The following is an 18,111-nucleotide window of genomic DNA, read 5'->3' on the forward strand; positions in this document are numbered from 1 at the left end:
AAGCCCTCTCTTTTTCTTCTCTCACATTACAACAAAATAAGCACAACCTTATTAGCATAAGTATACTATGCAAACAAGACTGTGCCTATAATTAATAATTTTATAGTTAAGGATATTATCCGACTTAAATTTATGAATTTATTATGAAATATTGTTTTATTATTTAGAGCTTTTTTGTTTTTATATGCCATAATAAAAACAAATGTAAAACTGGCGTATATAATAGGGAGGTTCGCCATGAAAAAATTATTGCTTTTAATGACATTGATTTTCTCTATTTTCTTAAGTAATTCGGCTATTGCAGGTGGAATCTATGCTGATCATTTAAATGGTGATCCCAACTTCATCTTAGTCGATGGTCATATGAGCTCCGCATGGTATATTGATCGTAGTTCATTAGTAGTCCAAAAATATGCTCCACCACAATATATAATTGCAGTAAATGTTATTACTGTAAATAATTACGAACGTGGCAACCGTTCCATATCTAAAGTAACCACAATGCGCTTCCTATATAATTGGAACACAAAAGATATGTTTATAGATAGAGACTTAAATAATAATTGGAGACACTTACGACCAAATGGACCTTGGTCTGATACTGGCATCGTAAGACCAGCGGGAGAAATGGCATTTTATCTTGCCTATAACTTAAAGTTCCATGGAAACTTTACATCTGATTTCTATAAAAGTGCATATTAACTAAACAAAAAAGACACCATTATTTTCATAATAATGGTGTCTTTTTACTATATATAGCTAAATATTCTAGTCTATTTAATATCATGTTTTGTTTTTATATAATTTAAAGCCACCAATCTTGCTCTATATTCAGTAGACTTATAATTAATATAAGAAGTGAGAAGCGTAAAAATTATTATAAACAAACACCCTAAAGCAGAAATATTCCATAAATCAAAACAAAAAACTAGACCTGCATAGACTAGCACACATATAAAATACGGCCTAAACCACCATTTCTTATCTGATTTAGCATTAAAAACTAACTTAATAGATAAAATAATAAGCAGAACTGCTGAACTAACAGCTAAATATAACATTATTCTATTATAATTTAAGTCATTAATAACACCAGATTGCATTACATTAATAACTAATGCAGTCAATGCACTTGTAATAAAAAGAAAGTCCATCTTTTTATATACTTCCATCCTAGCACGAATTTCTGATAGTTCCATATCAAACTTATAACCTACATAACCTAAAGAATCATATAACTTAATATACTCTTCAACTAAACTTAATCTCCATTCTCCGTCTAGACAAATAGGTTTCTTAGAAAAGTTCTCTTCCGACTTATTTCTAATCCAACACCAAAATCTATTTTTCCAAAACTTCCTCTGCATCATATATTCCTTCCTCAAATTTTTATCTAATCACCTAAATATATAATTATTAAATATTTACTGTATATAACTAAAGTGAATTAATTTAATAATATATACGAGTCTAAAAGAAAACACCAATATTCATTGAGAATACTGGTGTTTTACTCTATAATCAATGCACTATTTCAAGATTTCCATGATTAAAGCTTCCCTCTAACTGTTGTATCATAGCTTGATATTGATCTTTCATAGATTGCAAATATTTTATTCTTAAAGTATTTATAGAACCTTTTCCAACAAATCCTTTTATATAATAAATAAATGTACCATCTGAATATGTTACAACATACCAATTATCGCTGACCATATGAAATCCTGGAATACCAGATTCATAAGCATTCGATAAAGCATGATTATACTCATTATATACTGTTTTATTTACTACATTATTGGAACCAAATATGCGCATTTCTATAGTCCCATCTTGTGGGGATATAACTAAACCATCACCATTAGCTGGAGGAGTCCCTTTAACCCAGTTACTTGGGTACCGCACAGAAAACCCATATCTTCCATTTTTATAAAATGTTAAATCACCGTCTTTTTTATCAGATAAATTAGAACTTACATTTTCGTCTCGACTTATTTCATTTGTAGATACTTGAGTAGTACTAGTAACTTCTTTAGTGCTCTGCCCATTATCTTTAATCTGCTGTATTAAGAATACTCCCCCAACACCAATTACAATACCTATTATTATACAAATGGTGGTTACAATAATATGCTTCTTTTTAATTTCGATAATCATATAGAATTCCCCACAAAGAAATATATTGATTTATTGCAATTTAATTAATCTTACCTTACGGCTCATCATCATAGGCAATGCCATATGCTTTTTTATACATCAAATTAGGCAATTTATATTTTTCGTCACCAAATTCACCAGGTAGAATCATAGCTTTTAGGTTTTCTGCATACACACGTTGTTGGCGAATTTGTCCATTATTGTAATAGGTACCGCCATCATTAACGGTTCCAGTGATACCTGAGTTTCCTTGTTTTGCACGCCAAATAGAGATATATGGCGTCTTGTCACCTTGTTTTAAACTTTTATCATGAACATTAATCAAATGGCGCAAAGAACGATCCATTTGGTAATCGTATTGTACTGAAAGTCCTTGAATCATATTAGCAGCAGGCATAGAAACATAGATGATCGCTTCGATACGACGATGACCATTCGGTGCCGTTACAGGCTTAACAGATGAAAGGTCCAAATATTTTCCATCCCCTCGTCCAGAGTCAGCACTCGAATCGATGTGCTCAAATCGCTCTGCGTTTAATAAGTCAGCCTGTGCTACGGCTTGACCTTTCATGGGCAATACGAGGCAGGCTAATAACCATAGTGAAAGTAAATATATGCGTTTCATCGTCCACCTCACTGTACCACAATATCGTCAAAATGCTGCTGATACACGGACATAAACATAGCATCCGCTATATCATACATAATAGTGTTATTACGATTAAGTGGGAACTTACGCGTATCATTCACATAATGCATTGGCTTCGTCGCCCCATCAAAGGTATACTTCGCCACATCTACCTCTGTCATAGCTAAACCAGACTTACTTTCACTAGCCTCAATCAATGCCATCATAGACGGACTTGGGTTCATTATACGAGACGAATGGATAAGGGTCGCTAACGAATAGTTAGTATCATAATCCACGGTGAGCTGTCTCTCATCGATAGTAGATTGATAAGACGTATCCATCACAACATAGTAGGTCCCGCGCAAAGAATACTGTGGCGGTGCATAGCGAAGGGCCTCAATAGAATACGTATTCAAATAGATATACAAGCCACCACTCTCCATGGAACCATTCATCGATCGTGTATGAACTAGCTTAAACTGTGGTGATGTTTTCAACTCTTGATAGGTAATTGCCTCTGTGGGCATGGTGAAAGCTAGCAACACAAGGGCTAGCATCAAAATACGTTGAATCATAAAAACCTCTCTCAAAAAATGAATCTTATCTCTCAATAAAATAAGCACAACCTTATTAGCATAAGTATACTATGCAAACAAGGTCGTGCCTATAATTAATAATTTTATATTTTAGTTCCTAATATATATACATTCTCCAACTCCCCAAGAAACTCCTCTTTGTAATTTCCCCAGTTTTTAAGGATAATAGAGTTATACTTGCATACGCACCACAAGTAGGTAAGGGTGATTTAGTATATGTCTCTAACTAATTTGTAGTTTAGGAGGTGGCATATGGACGCTTTAACTATTATATGGGTCATTGTTTGTGCCTATTTATTACTGAATTTATTGGTCGGCGTGTATTGTCATATTCGTGTAAAAGATAGTACTGATTATCTACTCGCAGGTCGTCGTATTGGGGTTCTTATGACGGCAGGCACGTTAGCTGCTACAGAGATCGGTGGCGGGAGTACCGTTGGTGTAGCCGCAAAAGCATATGGTTCTTGGGGTTTATCTGCAGGTTGGTACGTAGTCTCTGCAGGGATTGGGGTTATTCTCGTTGCTTTCATCGCACCACTGTTACGACGTGCCATGGCAACGACCGTACCGGAGATCATCGGTCGTCGCTTTGGTGGATCTAGCCATCTCATTACGTCGATTCTTTCTATGCTCGCAACAATTACCTTGGCAGGCGTACAGATTACTGCAACAGCAACCATTATTAGCGTTCTTACTGGACTTTCAACAGAGCTAGCTATCCTCATCTGCGGCGCGGTACTCGTAATTTACACCATGTCCGGCGGCATGTGGAGCGTAACAATGACAGACGTTATCCACTTCTTCGTTCTCGTTGGAGGCTTTACCCTCGCTGTGCCATTTGTATTACACAATGTGGGCGGCTGGGAAACAGTAGTGTCTAAATTACCACCTGAACAGCTGGGCTTCACAAAGGTTGGTTGGAAAACCATCATCGGCCTTGTCATCATGTACTTCATGACCTTCTCCACAGGGCAAGAATCAGTTCAACGGTACTTCGCAGCAAAGAATGAAAGAACCGCTGTTCTCGGTTCTATCATTTGCGGTATTATCATGGCTCTATTCGCCTTTGTTCCTGCCGTATTAGGCCTCGTAGCATTGGCTGAATTCCCGAACATCGAAGCGAATAATGCGGTGGCAACAGTTGCGCTTAACCTCATGCCTCCAGTAATGGCTGGCTTTGTTATGGCAGCAGTCGTGTCGGCGACGCTTTCATCAGGCGCAGGCGACCTTTTAGGCGCCGCTACTGTATTTACCAAGGATATTGTGGAACATCATTTTGGTAAAAGCCTTACAGATGCTCAGCTCACAAGATATAGCCGTCTATGCGTGCTATTCCTCGGCATTATCGCCATCGTTATCTCTCTCGTAAGCAAAGCCATCATTCCGATGCTCGTATTTGCTTTCACCATGAGATCTGCGGGCCCATTTGCTGCATTCCTACTAGGCCTCACTTGGAAAAATGCAACAGCTGGCGCTGGCATTTGGTCCATCGTGCTCGGCTCTATCGCAGGCGTATACTGGGAATTCGTGGGCAATCCATATGGCATTATGTCCATCATCTTCGGTTCCATCGTCAGCCTCATCGTCTTTGTGGCTGTGGTGTTCATTGAAAGATCCATGGGTAAACCACCGGCTCCACCGGCAATTCCTGACAACTTAAAAGAATAACGTAAAAAACGTTCTAAAAGAGTAATGTAAAAAGACATTCTAAAAGAAACCATACAAGAGAAAACTCCTATCGGTTAAACTAATAGGAGTTTTTCTTATTTTACAACCACATCATTAAACTATGTGCCATACACACGTTCATCATAATTTGACGATATATCATAACCTTACTATAATATAAGTAGATAGTCAGACGAGTAGTTGCGTCAGGCTCATCTCTAATAACATATAAACATGTAGAAATGGCCTTTTCGTTTTATCTAATTTCCGAAGAAACGAAGGGCTATTTTGCTATTTCTAGACAAATAAGCGCTACAAGTGCTCCAAAGGATATCATGACTGATAAAATCCCAAGGATAATCATAATGATTTTATAACCACTCATAAGCAACCCTCCCTTCAAAAACGAAGAGAGGCCCAACCTCGTCCAACTATCCTAAGTCTATTATAGAACGAACTAATATACGATACAATAAGGAACGAATAATAGAAATATATAGATAAATACAGTAAAGACCGTACCTAAAAGTACGGTCTTTTTCTTATTTCTTTACTCTTTTATTACTGGCATGTCTTAGTTCCTTGGCATTTCCGAAGTCTAAGTATTCCATTATATTACGTAGTTCAATATGATTATACGTATTTTTTCCATCTTCATAGGTAAGCGAAATATAGTATTCATATTTATCATCTGTTATCAGATGGAAAATACGAGATTTCTTACCTGGATTATATTGCTCCAAAAGATAAGAAGGAACACCATTATTCCATATCAAGGCTGCTTGAAGAGGTATATCTTTCAATAATGTTGGATTTTTTTTATAGAAAAAATGATCAAAAACAGTCTGGCTATACAAACGTATAGGCTCTTCTTTACTAACTAAAGAACTTCGCGCAACGACGAGTTTCATCCCATCCCCAACATACACGCGACCTTGAAAATCATCACTTTTATCCACAATATCTAAAGTCATTCCTTTAGGTAGTCGATAGGTCAGATTGTCCCATGTAATAGTATCACTAGTATTATCTAAATTCTCTAATGGTTGAATAGAAGGAATTACAAAATTAGCCATTGTAGATTCTAACTTTTTTGTAACGGGCTGATTCTTGTTGCCTAAAAATGCCATATACGTCTGATTTGGGTATTTATCGAAAGTAACGGCAGCATACATTACAGGTAGATTTCCATTCGCATATTGCTCTCTTATTCCCCAATAGCCTTTACTAAGGCCTGGATACATAAATTCCCCTTGCCGTTGAGCCTTTTTATTAAATCCTGAATCTTCAACTCGTTCATTAGCACCTAACAGCCCCGCAATAGCATAACGATCAAAAACATACGAGCCTTTACCCTTTTTATCCAAGTCCTCAAAATAACTTTCTACCACTGAAATAGGCAATGTCACTTTAGCCTTATAATCACCTTCGTGCAATAAAATTACAGTAGATTCATGCGTAATTAAATCCAAATACTTCGCATAGGCTTTTTTTAATTGCTCTGCCTTCTCTGCAGTACCTTTTTTTTTAAGAACCTCTCCATCAATCCGCTTATTATAATCTTCCATTTTCTTAATGTGGTCAGCAGTAGTAATATTGCGAGTCTTATCGTAACGATAGTTCTGATATGCATTATCTGGAATACTAGCATCAGCCCCTGGTACAGGCGGTTGTCCTTCAGGAACAGTATACTGCGCCGCATCAATAGGCATGGTAAAAGCTAATGCCACAGCTAAGCCCAACAAGGTACTTTTAAGTTTCATACAACACCTCTCAAACAATAATAGACACGTTCTCTCATTAGTATAAGTATACTATATCGTTGAGAACGTGCCTATGTATGGCCAAAGCATTACGCGCTAGCTTTTATTGTATTTGTAGTCATGACCTTTAAGTTTATCTACATATTAAGATATTAATTTCCTAATTTAGAATTAGTGAATAAGCAAAATCGCAATTGTACTTGTAATGAATGTAACGATTACAGGTACGCTTGTACGTTTTACGAGGTCGAAGCTGGAGATATTTGCGATACCGGCTACGGCGATCATAACAGCACTGATTGGGCTAAGCAGACGGCCTACGCTGGCTGCATTTTGCATGCCAAGAAGGATTGTTGTCGCATTGCCACCTAAATCAGCTGCAAAGTTAGGAACTAGTGGAGCGAATGCAAACATAGAGGCAACGCCAGAACCCATTACAATACTTAAACCTGTAATAATTGTAGATACGATTACACCTACTACATCAGCAGAGATGGCAAGACCTTGGATAGCAGCAACGAATTCTTTTACGATACCCAAGGAAGTTAAACCGAAAGCGAATGTTTCGCCTGCAACGATCAATGTTACAGTATTTGCAAATTGGTCGCCCATACCTTTAAAGAAAGTTTGGATGCTAGCTGCCATTTTACGGAAGTCACGATGACGGATAAGTTCACAACCCATAGCGATGAACAAGCTAAGGAACATCGCCAGGTTTACATTCATTTTAACGCCTTGAATACCATAATCGCTGAAACCAAGGATAAAGATTAATGGTAATAATGGCAAAAAGATATATGGTAATGGACCTACTTCAAGGTCATCAAATTTGTGAGACTCAACGTATTCCGCAGGAACATGGCCAGATTTTTTATCCAAGTATTTTTGCCATACAAAATGAGCAATAGCCGCCATCAAGCCACAGATAATATATACTTTTAACTGATAGCCTACAAAATACTCATGAACAGGCATATTTACAGTTTTAGATACGAGTAATGTAGTAGCAGATGCAGGACCGATATCAAGCAAGTGACCTGTAGCAACAGCCGCTGCAGCACCTACAGGGCTAACGCCTAAACGCACAAGGATTGGGAAGATAGTTACCATCATGAGCATTGCAAGACCAGAAGCACTTGGAATTACAAGGGACATGAACATATTGAGGATAAAGGTAAGCGCCATTACGAGGTACGCAGATTTCATTTTACCAAGTGGTTTAATAGCCGTTACAACGAGGCGAGAGCTGGCACCAATATGGTCCATATACTTCGCGAAACCTGTACAAGTCATGATCATGAGACCAAGGTTAGCCGCATCTTTAGCAGTAGTAATGTTAATGAATTCAAAAGCATCAAAGAAAAGAACCCCTGTAGCTTTTTTTGCTTCTACAAACGATGTTGTGTAGCCTAACAAGTATGCCGCAAACATCATAATGAGACCGCCTAACAACAATACGGTTTGCGCTTTAAACTTCTTAATAACCAGCGTTCCCGTTATGGCAATAACCAATAAACAAACTAACAAATTCATACATGTTCCCTCCATTTACAACACAATACTTAGAAGTTTTCCTTTGCCTGTTTGAAATCTTCTTTGATTTTTTCTAACAAGCCTGGTGTTTCAAGTATTTCCTCCACAGATAAAGCAATGCCTTTCGCGCCATACATGATAGCATCCTCAGCGAGCTGGCTTTTACCATTGTCTAACCATTCCTGAGAATGACTAGTCACGCCCTTGCCTACGAATTTCACACGCAAGCAAGCGCCTGGCACGCGGAACGTCACACTAGAAAAATCGGTGGATCCCGTCACCTTGCGAGGCTCAGAAATCTCTGGGGCCCCTACTATTTCTGCATTTTTTAAAAGTATATCATTCAAGGTTTGTACATTGACTTTGTTGTCGTACGCCTTAACCTCTTCCCATTCCATGATAGCGCCTACCTGTAAAGCTGCACCTTGAGCTACATTTTTCACGCGCTCCACAATCTCATTGAGACGAATGCGACTAGAGGAACGAATATACCATTGAGTACACGCATAATCTGGAACGATATTTGCCGCCTTACCACCGTCAGTGATGATACCATGCATGCGAACCTCAGTTGGCACATGCTCGCGCAAGTACTCCATGCCGTTAAAGAACAACAATACTGCATCTAATGCGCTAATACCCTTTTCTGGCGCAATTGCCGCATGAGCAGACTTGCCGTGGAACTTGATATTAACAAGGTTCAATGCCAAGGACTTGCCATCTACCGTCGTCGTATCGCTGCCGTGCATCATGAAAGCAAGGTCTAAATCGTCAAACACGCCTTCGCGGGCCATAACGAGCTTGCCGCTAGCCGTTTCCTCTGCAGGCGTACCGTACACAACTAGCGTGCAAGGTGTTTGTAGCGTGCGTTTCAAAGCAATCGCCGCTGTACAGATGGAAGGACCTTGTAGATTATGGCCACACGCATGCCCTAAGCCTTCAAGAGCATCATACTCGCAAAGTAGGCCAATCTTAGGGCCACCACCGTTTACTTGGTATACAGCTCTAAAGGCAGTCTTAAGACCACTCACCTCGCGGTCTACGGTGAAACCTTCCTTCTCCAGCAAATTCGTCAACAACTCATGGGCTTGAAACTCTTCGTTCCCTAGCTCAGGATGATCGAAAATAAAATCATTCAACTCCTTCATGGGCTGTCTTAATGATTCGATTTCTTGTAAAAGCTGATTCATTTCTACCTCCAACATACACACTATAAAAACATAAATTTATATACCTACCAATACAAGCCTTATGAAACCTGTATCTAATAACCTGTTTTTATTTTACCTTTCTATTTATTTGTCTATTAATGCACTAATAACTGTTCCGTATAATGGAACGCTATTCCATTTAATAGGTAAAAAATAAATTTATAAGGTCGCTCCCATTTGTTTGGAAATAGTTTGACCTAATACCATCATGACAGATAGATACTCTTTAACGTGTTCTTCCGTATAGTCCCCTATGGGACCAGAAATGGTCATCACCGCCTCTAGCTTATTGCCAAAGGAGAAGATAGGAACTGCGATGGATGCCGCATCAGGCACTCGATTGCCTCGTGTTACTACATACCCATCATGACGAATTTGGGCGCTTTCACCAGCACTCATATCAGTATCCTTGAAGTCCGCCATATAGGCACCGAAAATCTTGCCGGCTGCACCTTTAAAGATAGGGTACACCGTGCCAATCTTAATGTCATGACGCAATGGCTTATCCGCCGCAACGCGCTCGATACAGATGCGATAATCGCCTTGCGCTAAGAACAAATTCACGGACTGCTGCAACTGATCGCGGATAGCCACCATATACGGCTGCGCAATGGCACGCACATCCAAAGACGTAAGAAAGGACTTTGCCATGGGCAAAACACCCCAAGACAACTGATACTTCTTGGCTTCGTTGAACTCAACCCAATGATGGGCCTCAAAGGTCTTGAGCAACCGATGAACCGTCGTCTTCGGCAACGCCGTCGCATTCGCCAACTCAGTTACACCAAGTGGGCCTGCCTCTAACAACTTGAGTATCTCAATACCACGCTCTATTGATTGAACCATATTCATATCCAAAGAAACGCACTAGCACAATGTGGACTAATACATTTCACTATTCTATTAAAACTAATAACAATATACCTAATGTGTTTGATTACACATAATACCTCTGAACAGCAAACTGTGCAATTAACTCATTATAAATATAACAATAACACATTCATGAAAAATTTAAAAATAACTAAGATGCATGATTAAGGAAGATAAGAAAACTTATCGAAAAAATAGCCGCCCAACTTTTTGTTAGGCGGCTTCTTTTTTATGCTTATATGATTTTTATGCGATTGCTATACAATTTCCATGTGAGTCCTATACGACCTCTACATAGTCCTACTTATACATGTAAAATACATACTTATCTAATGCTCTTTTGTATTCTTCTATGGTTTGATAGGTCACGGTACTATCTTTGATCCAATCTTCAAATTTTAGATCTGGTCCACTATAGCCAAAATCTTTGTAGGTCTTCCATATGCCACCATGTTGTTCTTCGTATTGTTCCCAGCGTGCTTCGCCGAAAGTAGCCAAAGAAAGGGCCTTGTGATAATGTTCTTTAGCTATTTCTATATTTCCTAACGTTTCATTAACTTGAGCTATTAGATAGCAGTCGAAGAAAGGCCATCTATACCCACTCGGCGCATCCTCCATAGGTTTTTTCTTATTAGGAATAGCCATATCAAATTCTTTTTTATATTTTTCAGCTCGTTGGATATCTCCAAAGTGAACAGCTAGCTTAATCATATAGTTAGCACATAGCTCATAGTCATTTATACCATAGAAAATAGGTATGTAGTCCTGTTGTTCCCATTGTTCTGCCATTTCATTCCAAAACGCTTTATCAATATCGTCTAAATAGAATGTCCATAATGCTTTTAACCATAAATAGAAATCTCTGTTAGAATAATTTTCACAATATTTACCATCTTCACCGTATAACAGTATATTCTTTTGTACTTTATAATCTGAATCAATTCCTAATATTGGTGGATATAGTTCTTTAATATAACGCTCATAGCCAAGTTGATTATTGGTTTCTACATAATAATGTAGCAAAGCATAGCGTAAATCTTCTATATTAAAAGCATGTTCTGGATCGTCTAAATTCTCAAAAATAGAATCCATCTGTTCTTTATACAAAACTGGATCTTGCTGTTGCATAACCATTAAATCTTGTAGTATTGGCTCTATTCTTTTATCTCCTAAACAAGCATAGGCTAAAGCTCGATACCACTGAGATATGCGAGATACTTTCACCAAATACTCAACTTGCCAAGTATCTGTTGCAGAAATTTGTACCTTTGCAAGTTGAGTATCTAACTTATCTACAATCGGTAAAATAGATGCATACATACGTCTATTAAAGGCATGTCGACATGCGTCAATCATACAATAAAAGGTACAGCATAGACGCACGTCTAGAGTTAGTACTTTTGCTAAATCTTGCTGTTTATAGATATCTCGTCCATCCAAACGTTTTTCATATATCTCCTCAAAAATGGACTGAACTACCTCATCATGAGTGAGTATAAAGTTAAGATAGTCCTTACGTTGCTCATTTTTTGGAGATAACTGAACTAATAGCTTTTCTCGTGTAAGGTCTTTTACAAGGTTATCTAGCAAAGGTTCTAAAAGGTACTGTTTCTCATAGCCGATTACCCCATCGTCATAGGATGGAAATTCATCATTATAAATACTAAGAATCTGTGAATAATCATGTACAGCATAAGCATCTAATAATTTATCTATCCAAATATTACATTCATCATAAATGGATATGCTAAAGCAGCTCCGACCAAACATAAAACACTTATGTAAACTACAACACATCTCACAGATAAATGCATCCTCTGTTAAAGCTGCTAACTGTTCACTCTCTGTATCTCCTTCCATGGCTTGTACCATGTAAGCGCCAAAGGCATCAGCAATCAATAGAAACTCTGAATTAATTGTCGTAGATTCGTCCATGGTATAGGTATTGGAGATTGAAGAGACCGACAATGGAGATGGTACTGCTTCACGCTCGAGATCTTCCAAAGTTTGTTGTACTGTTGTAACAGATACAGGTGTATCAAGATGAAATGCACCGTCATAATGGCCGAAAAAAGTATCCGGTGAAAAGTAAGCCTTTAAAAAGTATCTTAGCATATGATCGAATATATACTGTGTCTCCTCTTTAGAGGATTCATGTGTTGGGAATAGCAGCTCACGACCTTGATGGCTTTTATACATAGGATATACTGTATAGTATCCCTCACGACGTTCAGATAACAACGGCTCACCATTATAGGTACCATCACGAATAAATTCTGGTAAACAATTGATAACTTCTGTTCGTAACTCCGCTATAGGCTTTCCCCAGTCATTGCAAAGTGCTTTTACAAAAGCCCTAATACGTTTGCGCTCTAAATCATAATATTTTCGAGCTGTCTCAACATCCTCTTCTTCGCCAGATGAGAAGCTTCCATCTAATATATAATAATCCAAAGCAAGCAAAAATGTCGTTCTTTCCTTTCCTTCTATCGGTGGAAACAACGATGGTCGAATAGCATTAAATATACCTGTTGTACTTAAAGTTAAAAACTTCATAAATCCTCCATATCCGTAATACTACATAATAACAAACTCTCTTTATTCAAACGGTTTAACATATAACAACTAGTGCTTCGATTATTACAATCAAATCCTGTTTCTTTACTTTTTACTTCTTTATTTCTCTATTTCTTTATTTACTACCACCCTATGCAACCGCTTTTGCTTCAACAGCCATTACGGTTATCCCTAGCTTTCGCAGATGGTTAATAACCTCAGGATTGTCTTCGTAAAAGCATAGTTCCTCTGGTTCACAGTCAAAGAGCACACAGAAATCTTGCACCGCATGGGATATATCATTCTCTGTTTTATTGCTAAAGCGTATCGCCCTATAATCAGTGACCATATGGTGTCTTAGCAACATGCGGATCCGTTCAGGATTAGCCGCTGTCCATAAGGCACAACGTTCACTGCCATATGTGCTGAGCACACGAGCTACAGAGGCATTTAACTGAGACATATCCAAGTGGCTTTCTACATACGCCTGTTTTAGGGTAGCCATATGAACTAAGTCATACTCTGACAGCTGGGGATACCATTCCTGTACGATTTCACGGGTAATACGTGGCACGACCTTACGAGGTTCTAATGCCATACATACCAAAGCGTGTACATAACCAGCTGTATTTAATTCGTCGGTAAAAACCAATGTATTATCTACATCTACAATATGAAACATAAGAACCTCCTTTAGTCATATACCGATCAAAATAGTTTTTGCTGTGCCTCTAGCGCAGGATTTACAAGGCTTGCTAGGTCATCCACCGTTACCGATGTATACCCTGCAGTACCTACTCCACTTGGATTTGTCACCAGTTGTCGCGCTTTTTGTTGTGAAAGTAAGCTACGATTTAGTTTCATCTCTAATACTTCGCTATCTATCGTTTCATCATACATAGCACAGGCTAGATGTCCGTAAGAATGTGCTTTTCCCATAGCATGACGGGAACCACTATCTCCATCACGACCTTCATAGCTAGCGATGAGTACTATAGCCTTAGCGAATAATGCTTGCAACCGATCTCGCTCCACATAGCGGTTTATAGCTTCATGGCGACTGCGGGGACCATTGTAATATTCAGAAATAACGAGGCCACCTTCTTCTACAATTCGATGAGCCATCTCTCGATGGGCTGCCGGTGAAATCGCATCTAATGGTGAAGGCAAGATGGCAATCGTTTTCCCACCGCAATCCATACAAACCGTATGCCCAATAGCATCACAACCTTTTGCAAGGCCGCTCACGATATGCTGGCCTCGCTGTACTAATCGGTCAACAATCTTGCTTTCACGAGCAATGATATCCTCATTCGGCGTTGTATAACCAATGACCGCCACATTGCGATTTAAATCGCTCAACAGAGACAAGTCACCCTTGTAAAACAAGAGATAGGGACGATCACCCTTAGGGGCGCTCTCATTAATAACAGGAAAATCCGCATCAAAGCAGCATACCGCACCGTCCATCCAGTCCATGTCATCTACCGCAACGGATAGTTCATGCACTACATCATCGATATTGGGAATGTCACGCATCATGGCGAGGAATTCATCCTCTGTTTTCCAAGTATCGTGAAAGCTCTTTCTCGTTGTAATTCGACTCGTCGAATTATGGACGGCCCAAATTTTTAAAGCTATCGGTGAAATATTCATATTATGCCCCTTTTCTATGAGAAGAACGACGGTAGGTATATGCTACAGCGTAGAATACAACACGAGCTGCGCCCGCATCATACAATGCTTGAATACAATCCTCATCAACGTTCACTGTCTTCGTATAAATATCATCAATTAAAATAACCGTTTTACCTCGAACTGCATTGGTATCAATATGACAAGTGTCATTCGTAATCCCCACATAGGGCTCGCTACCGCAATTATCAAAGCCTGGTAAAAATTTATGAATATGTGTTGTCTTCGTATCTGTATGCCGCGTAATACATCCAATGCTATCTGTGATACCTGCGTATCCGTTGGCCTGTAGTATTTTGACACACTCTTGCACCGCATCGCGGAATCCTAACTGATTAGGTGACATAAAAGCTTTAGATCTTGGTACAACGGCTACCACCGCCTCCTCAAGACCTTCCGCTTTCATGATATCGGGTATATCCCTTCTCACTCTATCATACACTTCCTGACGGGCAGATTTTAGGACACTCGGACAATAATTATTCAATGTATTTTTTAAGGTATTAAGAAAATCAGGATTTCCCGGCTCACGATAGCCTAAATACAAGTCACGATAATAACCAACACAATCTCGACATAAGTGTGCATTACTAGATAAGGTAAAACGTTTAATCAACTGTTCCATAAAATCCTCCATATATACAAACTACATAATTATTGTTAAACCTGGGGGACGAGCATCACTAAATTTCAATCCGTCAAAGACGGCCTCATACCTTAGGGAGGCAACATATGTAAAGAGGAGAAATTTTTATTTGAAAAGGAGAATTATCACTATTATTTAAAGGAGGTAAAAATGATTACGTGATGCCTCACCCCTCAGGCTTAACTTGTGTGTTCATTATACGGATTAAACAAAAATGGAGATAATCAAAAAAACTAGGACTAATAATAAATATTAGTCCTATAAAAATATATTAGAATTTGATATAGTATTCATGAAACATTCATTTTGGATTTCAAGGAGAATCTATGCCAAGTGTAACGAATTACCTAAAAAACTTTAAGAATATACGCTTGTTCTTTCGTAGCTTGGCCATGGGTTTACACACGAGAAATACAGCCCCCAAGCTAGGCATAAAGAAAAGTTTACATGATGATTATCTTAAGCGCCTCGCCTATTTTAATATGGGTTCCAAAATTCGAGATACCCAAATTGGTCGAATGCATGTACACACTATCGCTAAACAAGACTTTTACTGGGGACACAATTACTTGTCTTCCTTATATTCTCTCTATGCGATGAAGCCTGAGACAATCATTCTTATCTTGGCCATTATCGACACAATTAGCGAGCTCGAAACTTGTTCTATTACAGACATATACAAGGCCATCAACGACCATCCTCATATACTGTCAGCATATCAAGATTTTTTAGCAGAAAAATACCAACACACTAATAAATCTCTACCAGATATCATCGAAAAGCAGATGATAAGCCGCCTCATTAAAAGGCTAGTAACAATTGGTATAATTGATGAAATTTCTGAACAGAATACCTATATATATCGGCTAATGACATCAGGTATCGAAAATCTAACAGCTCAGCAGCTTGAGTTATTATCTAGAGCCATATTTGTATATAAAAATATATCGCTCTTTAGTACGGCAGGTAATACGTTATTAAAGAAAGTTCAGCCATTACATACTAATACATCTCTATTAGATGAGCTCGAACAGCCAACTACACAAGCTTATGAATCGCAGTATTTATTTACTTATAACAATCCTCTTCATGTGATTGATGAAAGCTTGCTCTATACTATTGCCCAAGCATTACAAGATGATAGAATGCTCGAACTAAGCTTTTATAATAAACGTCGTCCCAAGGTCCTTGTTCAACCAGTTAAAATTGAATCAGATTACATTGGCAACCGAGACTATCTAATCGCGTATCATAAGCAAAAGCTTGTCACCTATCGCATTGATTCAATCGATACTATCATTACAAAAGGGGCTTTCACAAGGGCAAATCAAATACCCCAAAAAGGCACTAAATATAAAACAACACTACACGTGCGCTTTTATAAATTATCTCACTACGTACCCATGTGGGATGATTTTAACGATATACTCCGACATGTGACGATGATTGTTGAGCAAGATACTTCGCAGTATATAGATGTAGAGTTACAGGTGCAGGATGGTCAAATCCTACTACCTGTATTGCGTACATTCTTACCGTATATCAAAATTCTGCATAGTATTCCTGAAAGCATCCGAACACGTTTTAACGACAATCTACATCATACGCAACATGAAATAGTATCTGAACCAAGTAGTTATACAAAGAAGATCCATCCTACTTGGAATCTACTTTCACCAGAACCTACTGATCCAGACAATTCCGCAGTATCTCCTCTACTAAATGAGATGACAGCGATAACTTGTAGCACGCAATACCGCATCCAGCAAGATTTAATCAACGGCATTTCATATACACTAGACGATTTGCAGTACATCATAAATCATAGACCATTATTAGATAGCTATGCACCCGTTGAGGAAAATGACCAATATGAACAAACCTTACCAAGTTATTTAGTCACTTCATCCGCACAAGGCCTACAACCTTTATTCCCTCATTTGCCAGCTTTGGTATTAACCACTGCAGAACGCATGTTCCTCAAGGATTTACTAACAGATTGCCGCATCAACTGGATGTTACCAGTCGATATCCAGAAAAGTTTAAATCAGACACTTGCAGAGGTGCCCACAACTTTACCGGCAAATACATGGACCAATAAAAGTCTTGCTATCGATAGAACCGCTGACAGTTATACAAATCATTGGCTATGTACACAAGCAATGATAGAGCAAACAACGCTATCTTGGGAGACGACTAAAGGCGTAATTACAATTATTCCGTGTAAATTAGAATACAATACGGCAACAAATGGATTCTCACTCATCGGCTACCATGCAGCTGATGAAACTTTCCATTACTACTCACTAGACACATTACCAATAGTAACTGTAGGTGAGGTTCCTGTAGAGATTGATACAAATGCCTTATACAAGGAATATCAAGAAACAAACCGCCAAACAGTAGTATTTACTATTTATGATTTGAATAATGCTATCGATCGATGCTTTAACGCTTTCTCTAACTATGAAATTGTAGGCTCTGAAACAGAACCCAATACATTTACACTCAGCGTAGAATACTTACCATTCCAAAAAAAAGATATAGTACGAATTCTTTTGTCCTTAGGTGCTGCTATTCGTGTACATAATCCAAGAACACTAAAAGAACAACTCAATACTATTTATGTTAAAACGATTTTATTACTAGATGATTAGACATTAATTATTACATTTATTTTATATTTCTTGATATAATACAAAATAATTTCTTATTTAGTAAAAATAAATCATGATAAATTCTAATTAATATCCATTAAAATACTGAAAATAAAAAATATTAT

Annotated in this window: 15 protein-coding genes; 3 read left to right on the top strand and 12 right to left on the bottom strand. The window is 38.2% G+C overall.

Annotated features, from left to right (window positions below; genetic code table 11):
- Nucleotides 1–237 precede the first annotated feature (237 nt).
- Nucleotides 238–702 carry a hypothetical protein gene (locus tag ACSV5T_RS07285; protein WP_438320666.1) on the top strand — a complete coding sequence of 155 codons (465 nt, stop codon included), beginning with the start codon at nt 238–240 and terminating at the stop codon, nt 700–702.
- 71 nt (nt 703–773) lie between these two features.
- On the opposite strand, the gene ACSV5T_RS07290 is transcribed toward ACSV5T_RS07285, so the two are convergent.
- From ACSV5T_RS07290 to ACSV5T_RS07305, 4 genes are all read right to left on the bottom strand, one after another.
- Nucleotides 774–1,370: a hypothetical protein gene (locus ACSV5T_RS07290; protein WP_438320667.1), complete on the bottom strand. Its 597-nt coding sequence runs from the start codon at nt 1,368–1,370 to the stop codon at nt 774–776.
- 151 nt (nt 1,371–1,521) lie between these two features.
- A complete protein-coding gene (locus tag ACSV5T_RS07295) occupies nt 1,522–2,157 on the bottom strand; it encodes a hypothetical protein (RefSeq protein WP_438320669.1) in 636 nt (211 codons plus the stop codon).
- 55 nt (nt 2,158–2,212) lie between these two features.
- Nucleotides 2,213–2,782, bottom strand: coding sequence for a hypothetical protein (locus tag ACSV5T_RS07300; RefSeq protein WP_438320670.1), 570 nt, complete (start codon nt 2,780–2,782; stop codon nt 2,213–2,215).
- 8 nt (nt 2,783–2,790) lie between these two features.
- Complete coding sequence (locus ACSV5T_RS07305; protein ID WP_295793898.1) at nt 2,791–3,363, bottom strand: hypothetical protein; 573 nt, start codon at nt 3,361–3,363, stop codon at nt 2,791–2,793.
- Between the two features lie 273 nt (nt 3,364–3,636).
- On the opposite strand from ACSV5T_RS07305, the gene ACSV5T_RS07310 reads away from it, so the two are divergent.
- Nucleotides 3,637–5,052 carry a sodium:solute symporter family protein gene (locus tag ACSV5T_RS07310; RefSeq protein WP_438320671.1) on the top strand — a complete coding sequence of 472 codons (1,416 nt, stop codon included), beginning with the start codon at nt 3,637–3,639 and terminating at the stop codon, nt 5,050–5,052.
- A gap of 542 nt (nt 5,053–5,594) precedes the next feature.
- On the opposite strand, the gene ACSV5T_RS07315 is transcribed toward ACSV5T_RS07310, so the two are convergent.
- From ACSV5T_RS07315 to ACSV5T_RS07350, 8 genes are all read right to left on the bottom strand, one after another.
- Nucleotides 5,595–6,815 (bottom strand): hypothetical protein, encoded by a 1,221-nt coding sequence (locus tag ACSV5T_RS07315; protein ID WP_438320672.1) that lies wholly within the window; start codon nt 6,813–6,815, stop codon nt 5,595–5,597.
- 171 nt (nt 6,816–6,986) lie between these two features.
- A complete protein-coding gene (gene dcuC / locus ACSV5T_RS07320; protein ID WP_438320673.1) occupies nt 6,987–8,348 on the bottom strand; it encodes a C4-dicarboxylate transporter DcuC in 1,362 nt (453 codons plus the stop codon).
- A gap of 29 nt (nt 8,349–8,377) precedes the next feature.
- Entirely contained in the window at nt 8,378–9,538 is a 1,161-nt protein-coding gene (locus ACSV5T_RS07325; RefSeq protein WP_438320674.1) for a M20 family metallopeptidase, read from the bottom strand.
- A gap of 180 nt (nt 9,539–9,718) precedes the next feature.
- Complete coding sequence (locus ACSV5T_RS07330) at nt 9,719–10,405, bottom strand: IclR family transcriptional regulator (protein ID WP_438320675.1); 687 nt, start codon at nt 10,403–10,405, stop codon at nt 9,719–9,721.
- Between the two features lie 327 nt (nt 10,406–10,732).
- Nucleotides 10,733–12,988: a hypothetical protein gene (locus ACSV5T_RS07335; RefSeq protein WP_438320676.1), complete on the bottom strand. Its 2,256-nt coding sequence runs from the start codon at nt 12,986–12,988 to the stop codon at nt 10,733–10,735.
- A 151-nt stretch (nt 12,989–13,139) separates the two neighbouring features.
- The gene (locus tag ACSV5T_RS07340; protein WP_438320677.1) at nt 13,140–13,670 is read right to left on the bottom strand and encodes a hydrolase; all 531 of its coding nucleotides are present in this window, start codon (nt 13,668–13,670) and stop codon (nt 13,140–13,142) included.
- 26 nt (nt 13,671–13,696) lie between these two features.
- Nucleotides 13,697–14,644 carry a DNA-processing protein DprA gene (locus tag ACSV5T_RS07345; RefSeq protein WP_438320679.1) on the bottom strand — a complete coding sequence of 316 codons (948 nt, stop codon included), beginning with the start codon at nt 14,642–14,644 and terminating at the stop codon, nt 13,697–13,699.
- Nucleotide 14,645: 1 nt separating this feature from the next.
- Complete coding sequence (locus ACSV5T_RS07350) at nt 14,646–15,308, bottom strand: amidophosphoribosyltransferase (RefSeq protein WP_438320680.1); 663 nt, start codon at nt 15,306–15,308, stop codon at nt 14,646–14,648.
- A gap of 503 nt (nt 15,309–15,811) precedes the next feature.
- Here ACSV5T_RS07350 and ACSV5T_RS07355 point away from each other — a divergent pair.
- Nucleotides 15,812–17,986, top strand: a complete 2,175-nt coding sequence (locus ACSV5T_RS07355) for a WYL domain-containing protein (RefSeq protein ID WP_438320681.1) — start codon at nt 15,812–15,814, stop codon at nt 17,984–17,986.
- The last annotated feature ends 125 nt before the right edge of the window (nt 17,987–18,111 follow it).

This window comes from Veillonella sp. ZSJB6, assembly GCF_051549505.1.
In the GTDB taxonomy this organism is placed as follows: domain Bacteria; phylum Bacillota; class Negativicutes; order Veillonellales; family Veillonellaceae; genus Veillonella.

What these genes read in the sequence shown, in the direction of transcription:
- ACSV5T_RS07285 (WP_438320666.1), top strand. Translation starts at nt 238, where the DNA reads ATGAAAAAATTATTGCTTTTAATGACATTGATTTTCTCTATTTTCTTA.
- ACSV5T_RS07290 (WP_438320667.1), bottom strand. Translation starts at nt 1,370, where the DNA reads ATGATGCAGAGGAAGTTTTGGAAAAATAGATTTTGGTGTTGGATTAGA.
- ACSV5T_RS07295 (WP_438320669.1), bottom strand. Translation starts at nt 2,157, where the DNA reads ATGATTATCGAAATTAAAAAGAAGCATATTATTGTAACCACCATTTGT.
- ACSV5T_RS07300 (WP_438320670.1), bottom strand. Translation starts at nt 2,782, where the DNA reads ATGAAACGCATATATTTACTTTCACTATGGTTATTAGCCTGCCTCGTA.
- ACSV5T_RS07305 (WP_295793898.1), bottom strand. Translation starts at nt 3,363, where the DNA reads ATGATTCAACGTATTTTGATGCTAGCCCTTGTGTTGCTAGCTTTCACC.
- ACSV5T_RS07310 (WP_438320671.1), top strand. Translation starts at nt 3,637, where the DNA reads ATGGACGCTTTAACTATTATATGGGTCATTGTTTGTGCCTATTTATTA.
- ACSV5T_RS07315 (WP_438320672.1), bottom strand. Translation starts at nt 6,815, where the DNA reads ATGAAACTTAAAAGTACCTTGTTGGGCTTAGCTGTGGCATTAGCTTTT.
- dcuC (WP_438320673.1), bottom strand. Translation starts at nt 8,348, where the DNA reads ATGAATTTGTTAGTTTGTTTATTGGTTATTGCCATAACGGGAACGCTG.
- ACSV5T_RS07325 (WP_438320674.1), bottom strand. Translation starts at nt 9,538, where the DNA reads ATGAATCAGCTTTTACAAGAAATCGAATCATTAAGACAGCCCATGAAG.
- ACSV5T_RS07330 (WP_438320675.1), bottom strand. Translation starts at nt 10,405, where the DNA reads ATGGTTCAATCAATAGAGCGTGGTATTGAGATACTCAAGTTGTTAGAG.
- ACSV5T_RS07335 (WP_438320676.1), bottom strand. Translation starts at nt 12,988, where the DNA reads ATGAAGTTTTTAACTTTAAGTACAACAGGTATATTTAATGCTATTCGA.
- ACSV5T_RS07340 (WP_438320677.1), bottom strand. Translation starts at nt 13,670, where the DNA reads ATGTTTCATATTGTAGATGTAGATAATACATTGGTTTTTACCGACGAA.
- ACSV5T_RS07345 (WP_438320679.1), bottom strand. Translation starts at nt 14,644, where the DNA reads ATGAATATTTCACCGATAGCTTTAAAAATTTGGGCCGTCCATAATTCG.
- ACSV5T_RS07350 (WP_438320680.1), bottom strand. Translation starts at nt 15,308, where the DNA reads ATGGAACAGTTGATTAAACGTTTTACCTTATCTAGTAATGCACACTTA.
- ACSV5T_RS07355 (WP_438320681.1), top strand. Translation starts at nt 15,812, where the DNA reads ATGGGTTCCAAAATTCGAGATACCCAAATTGGTCGAATGCATGTACAC.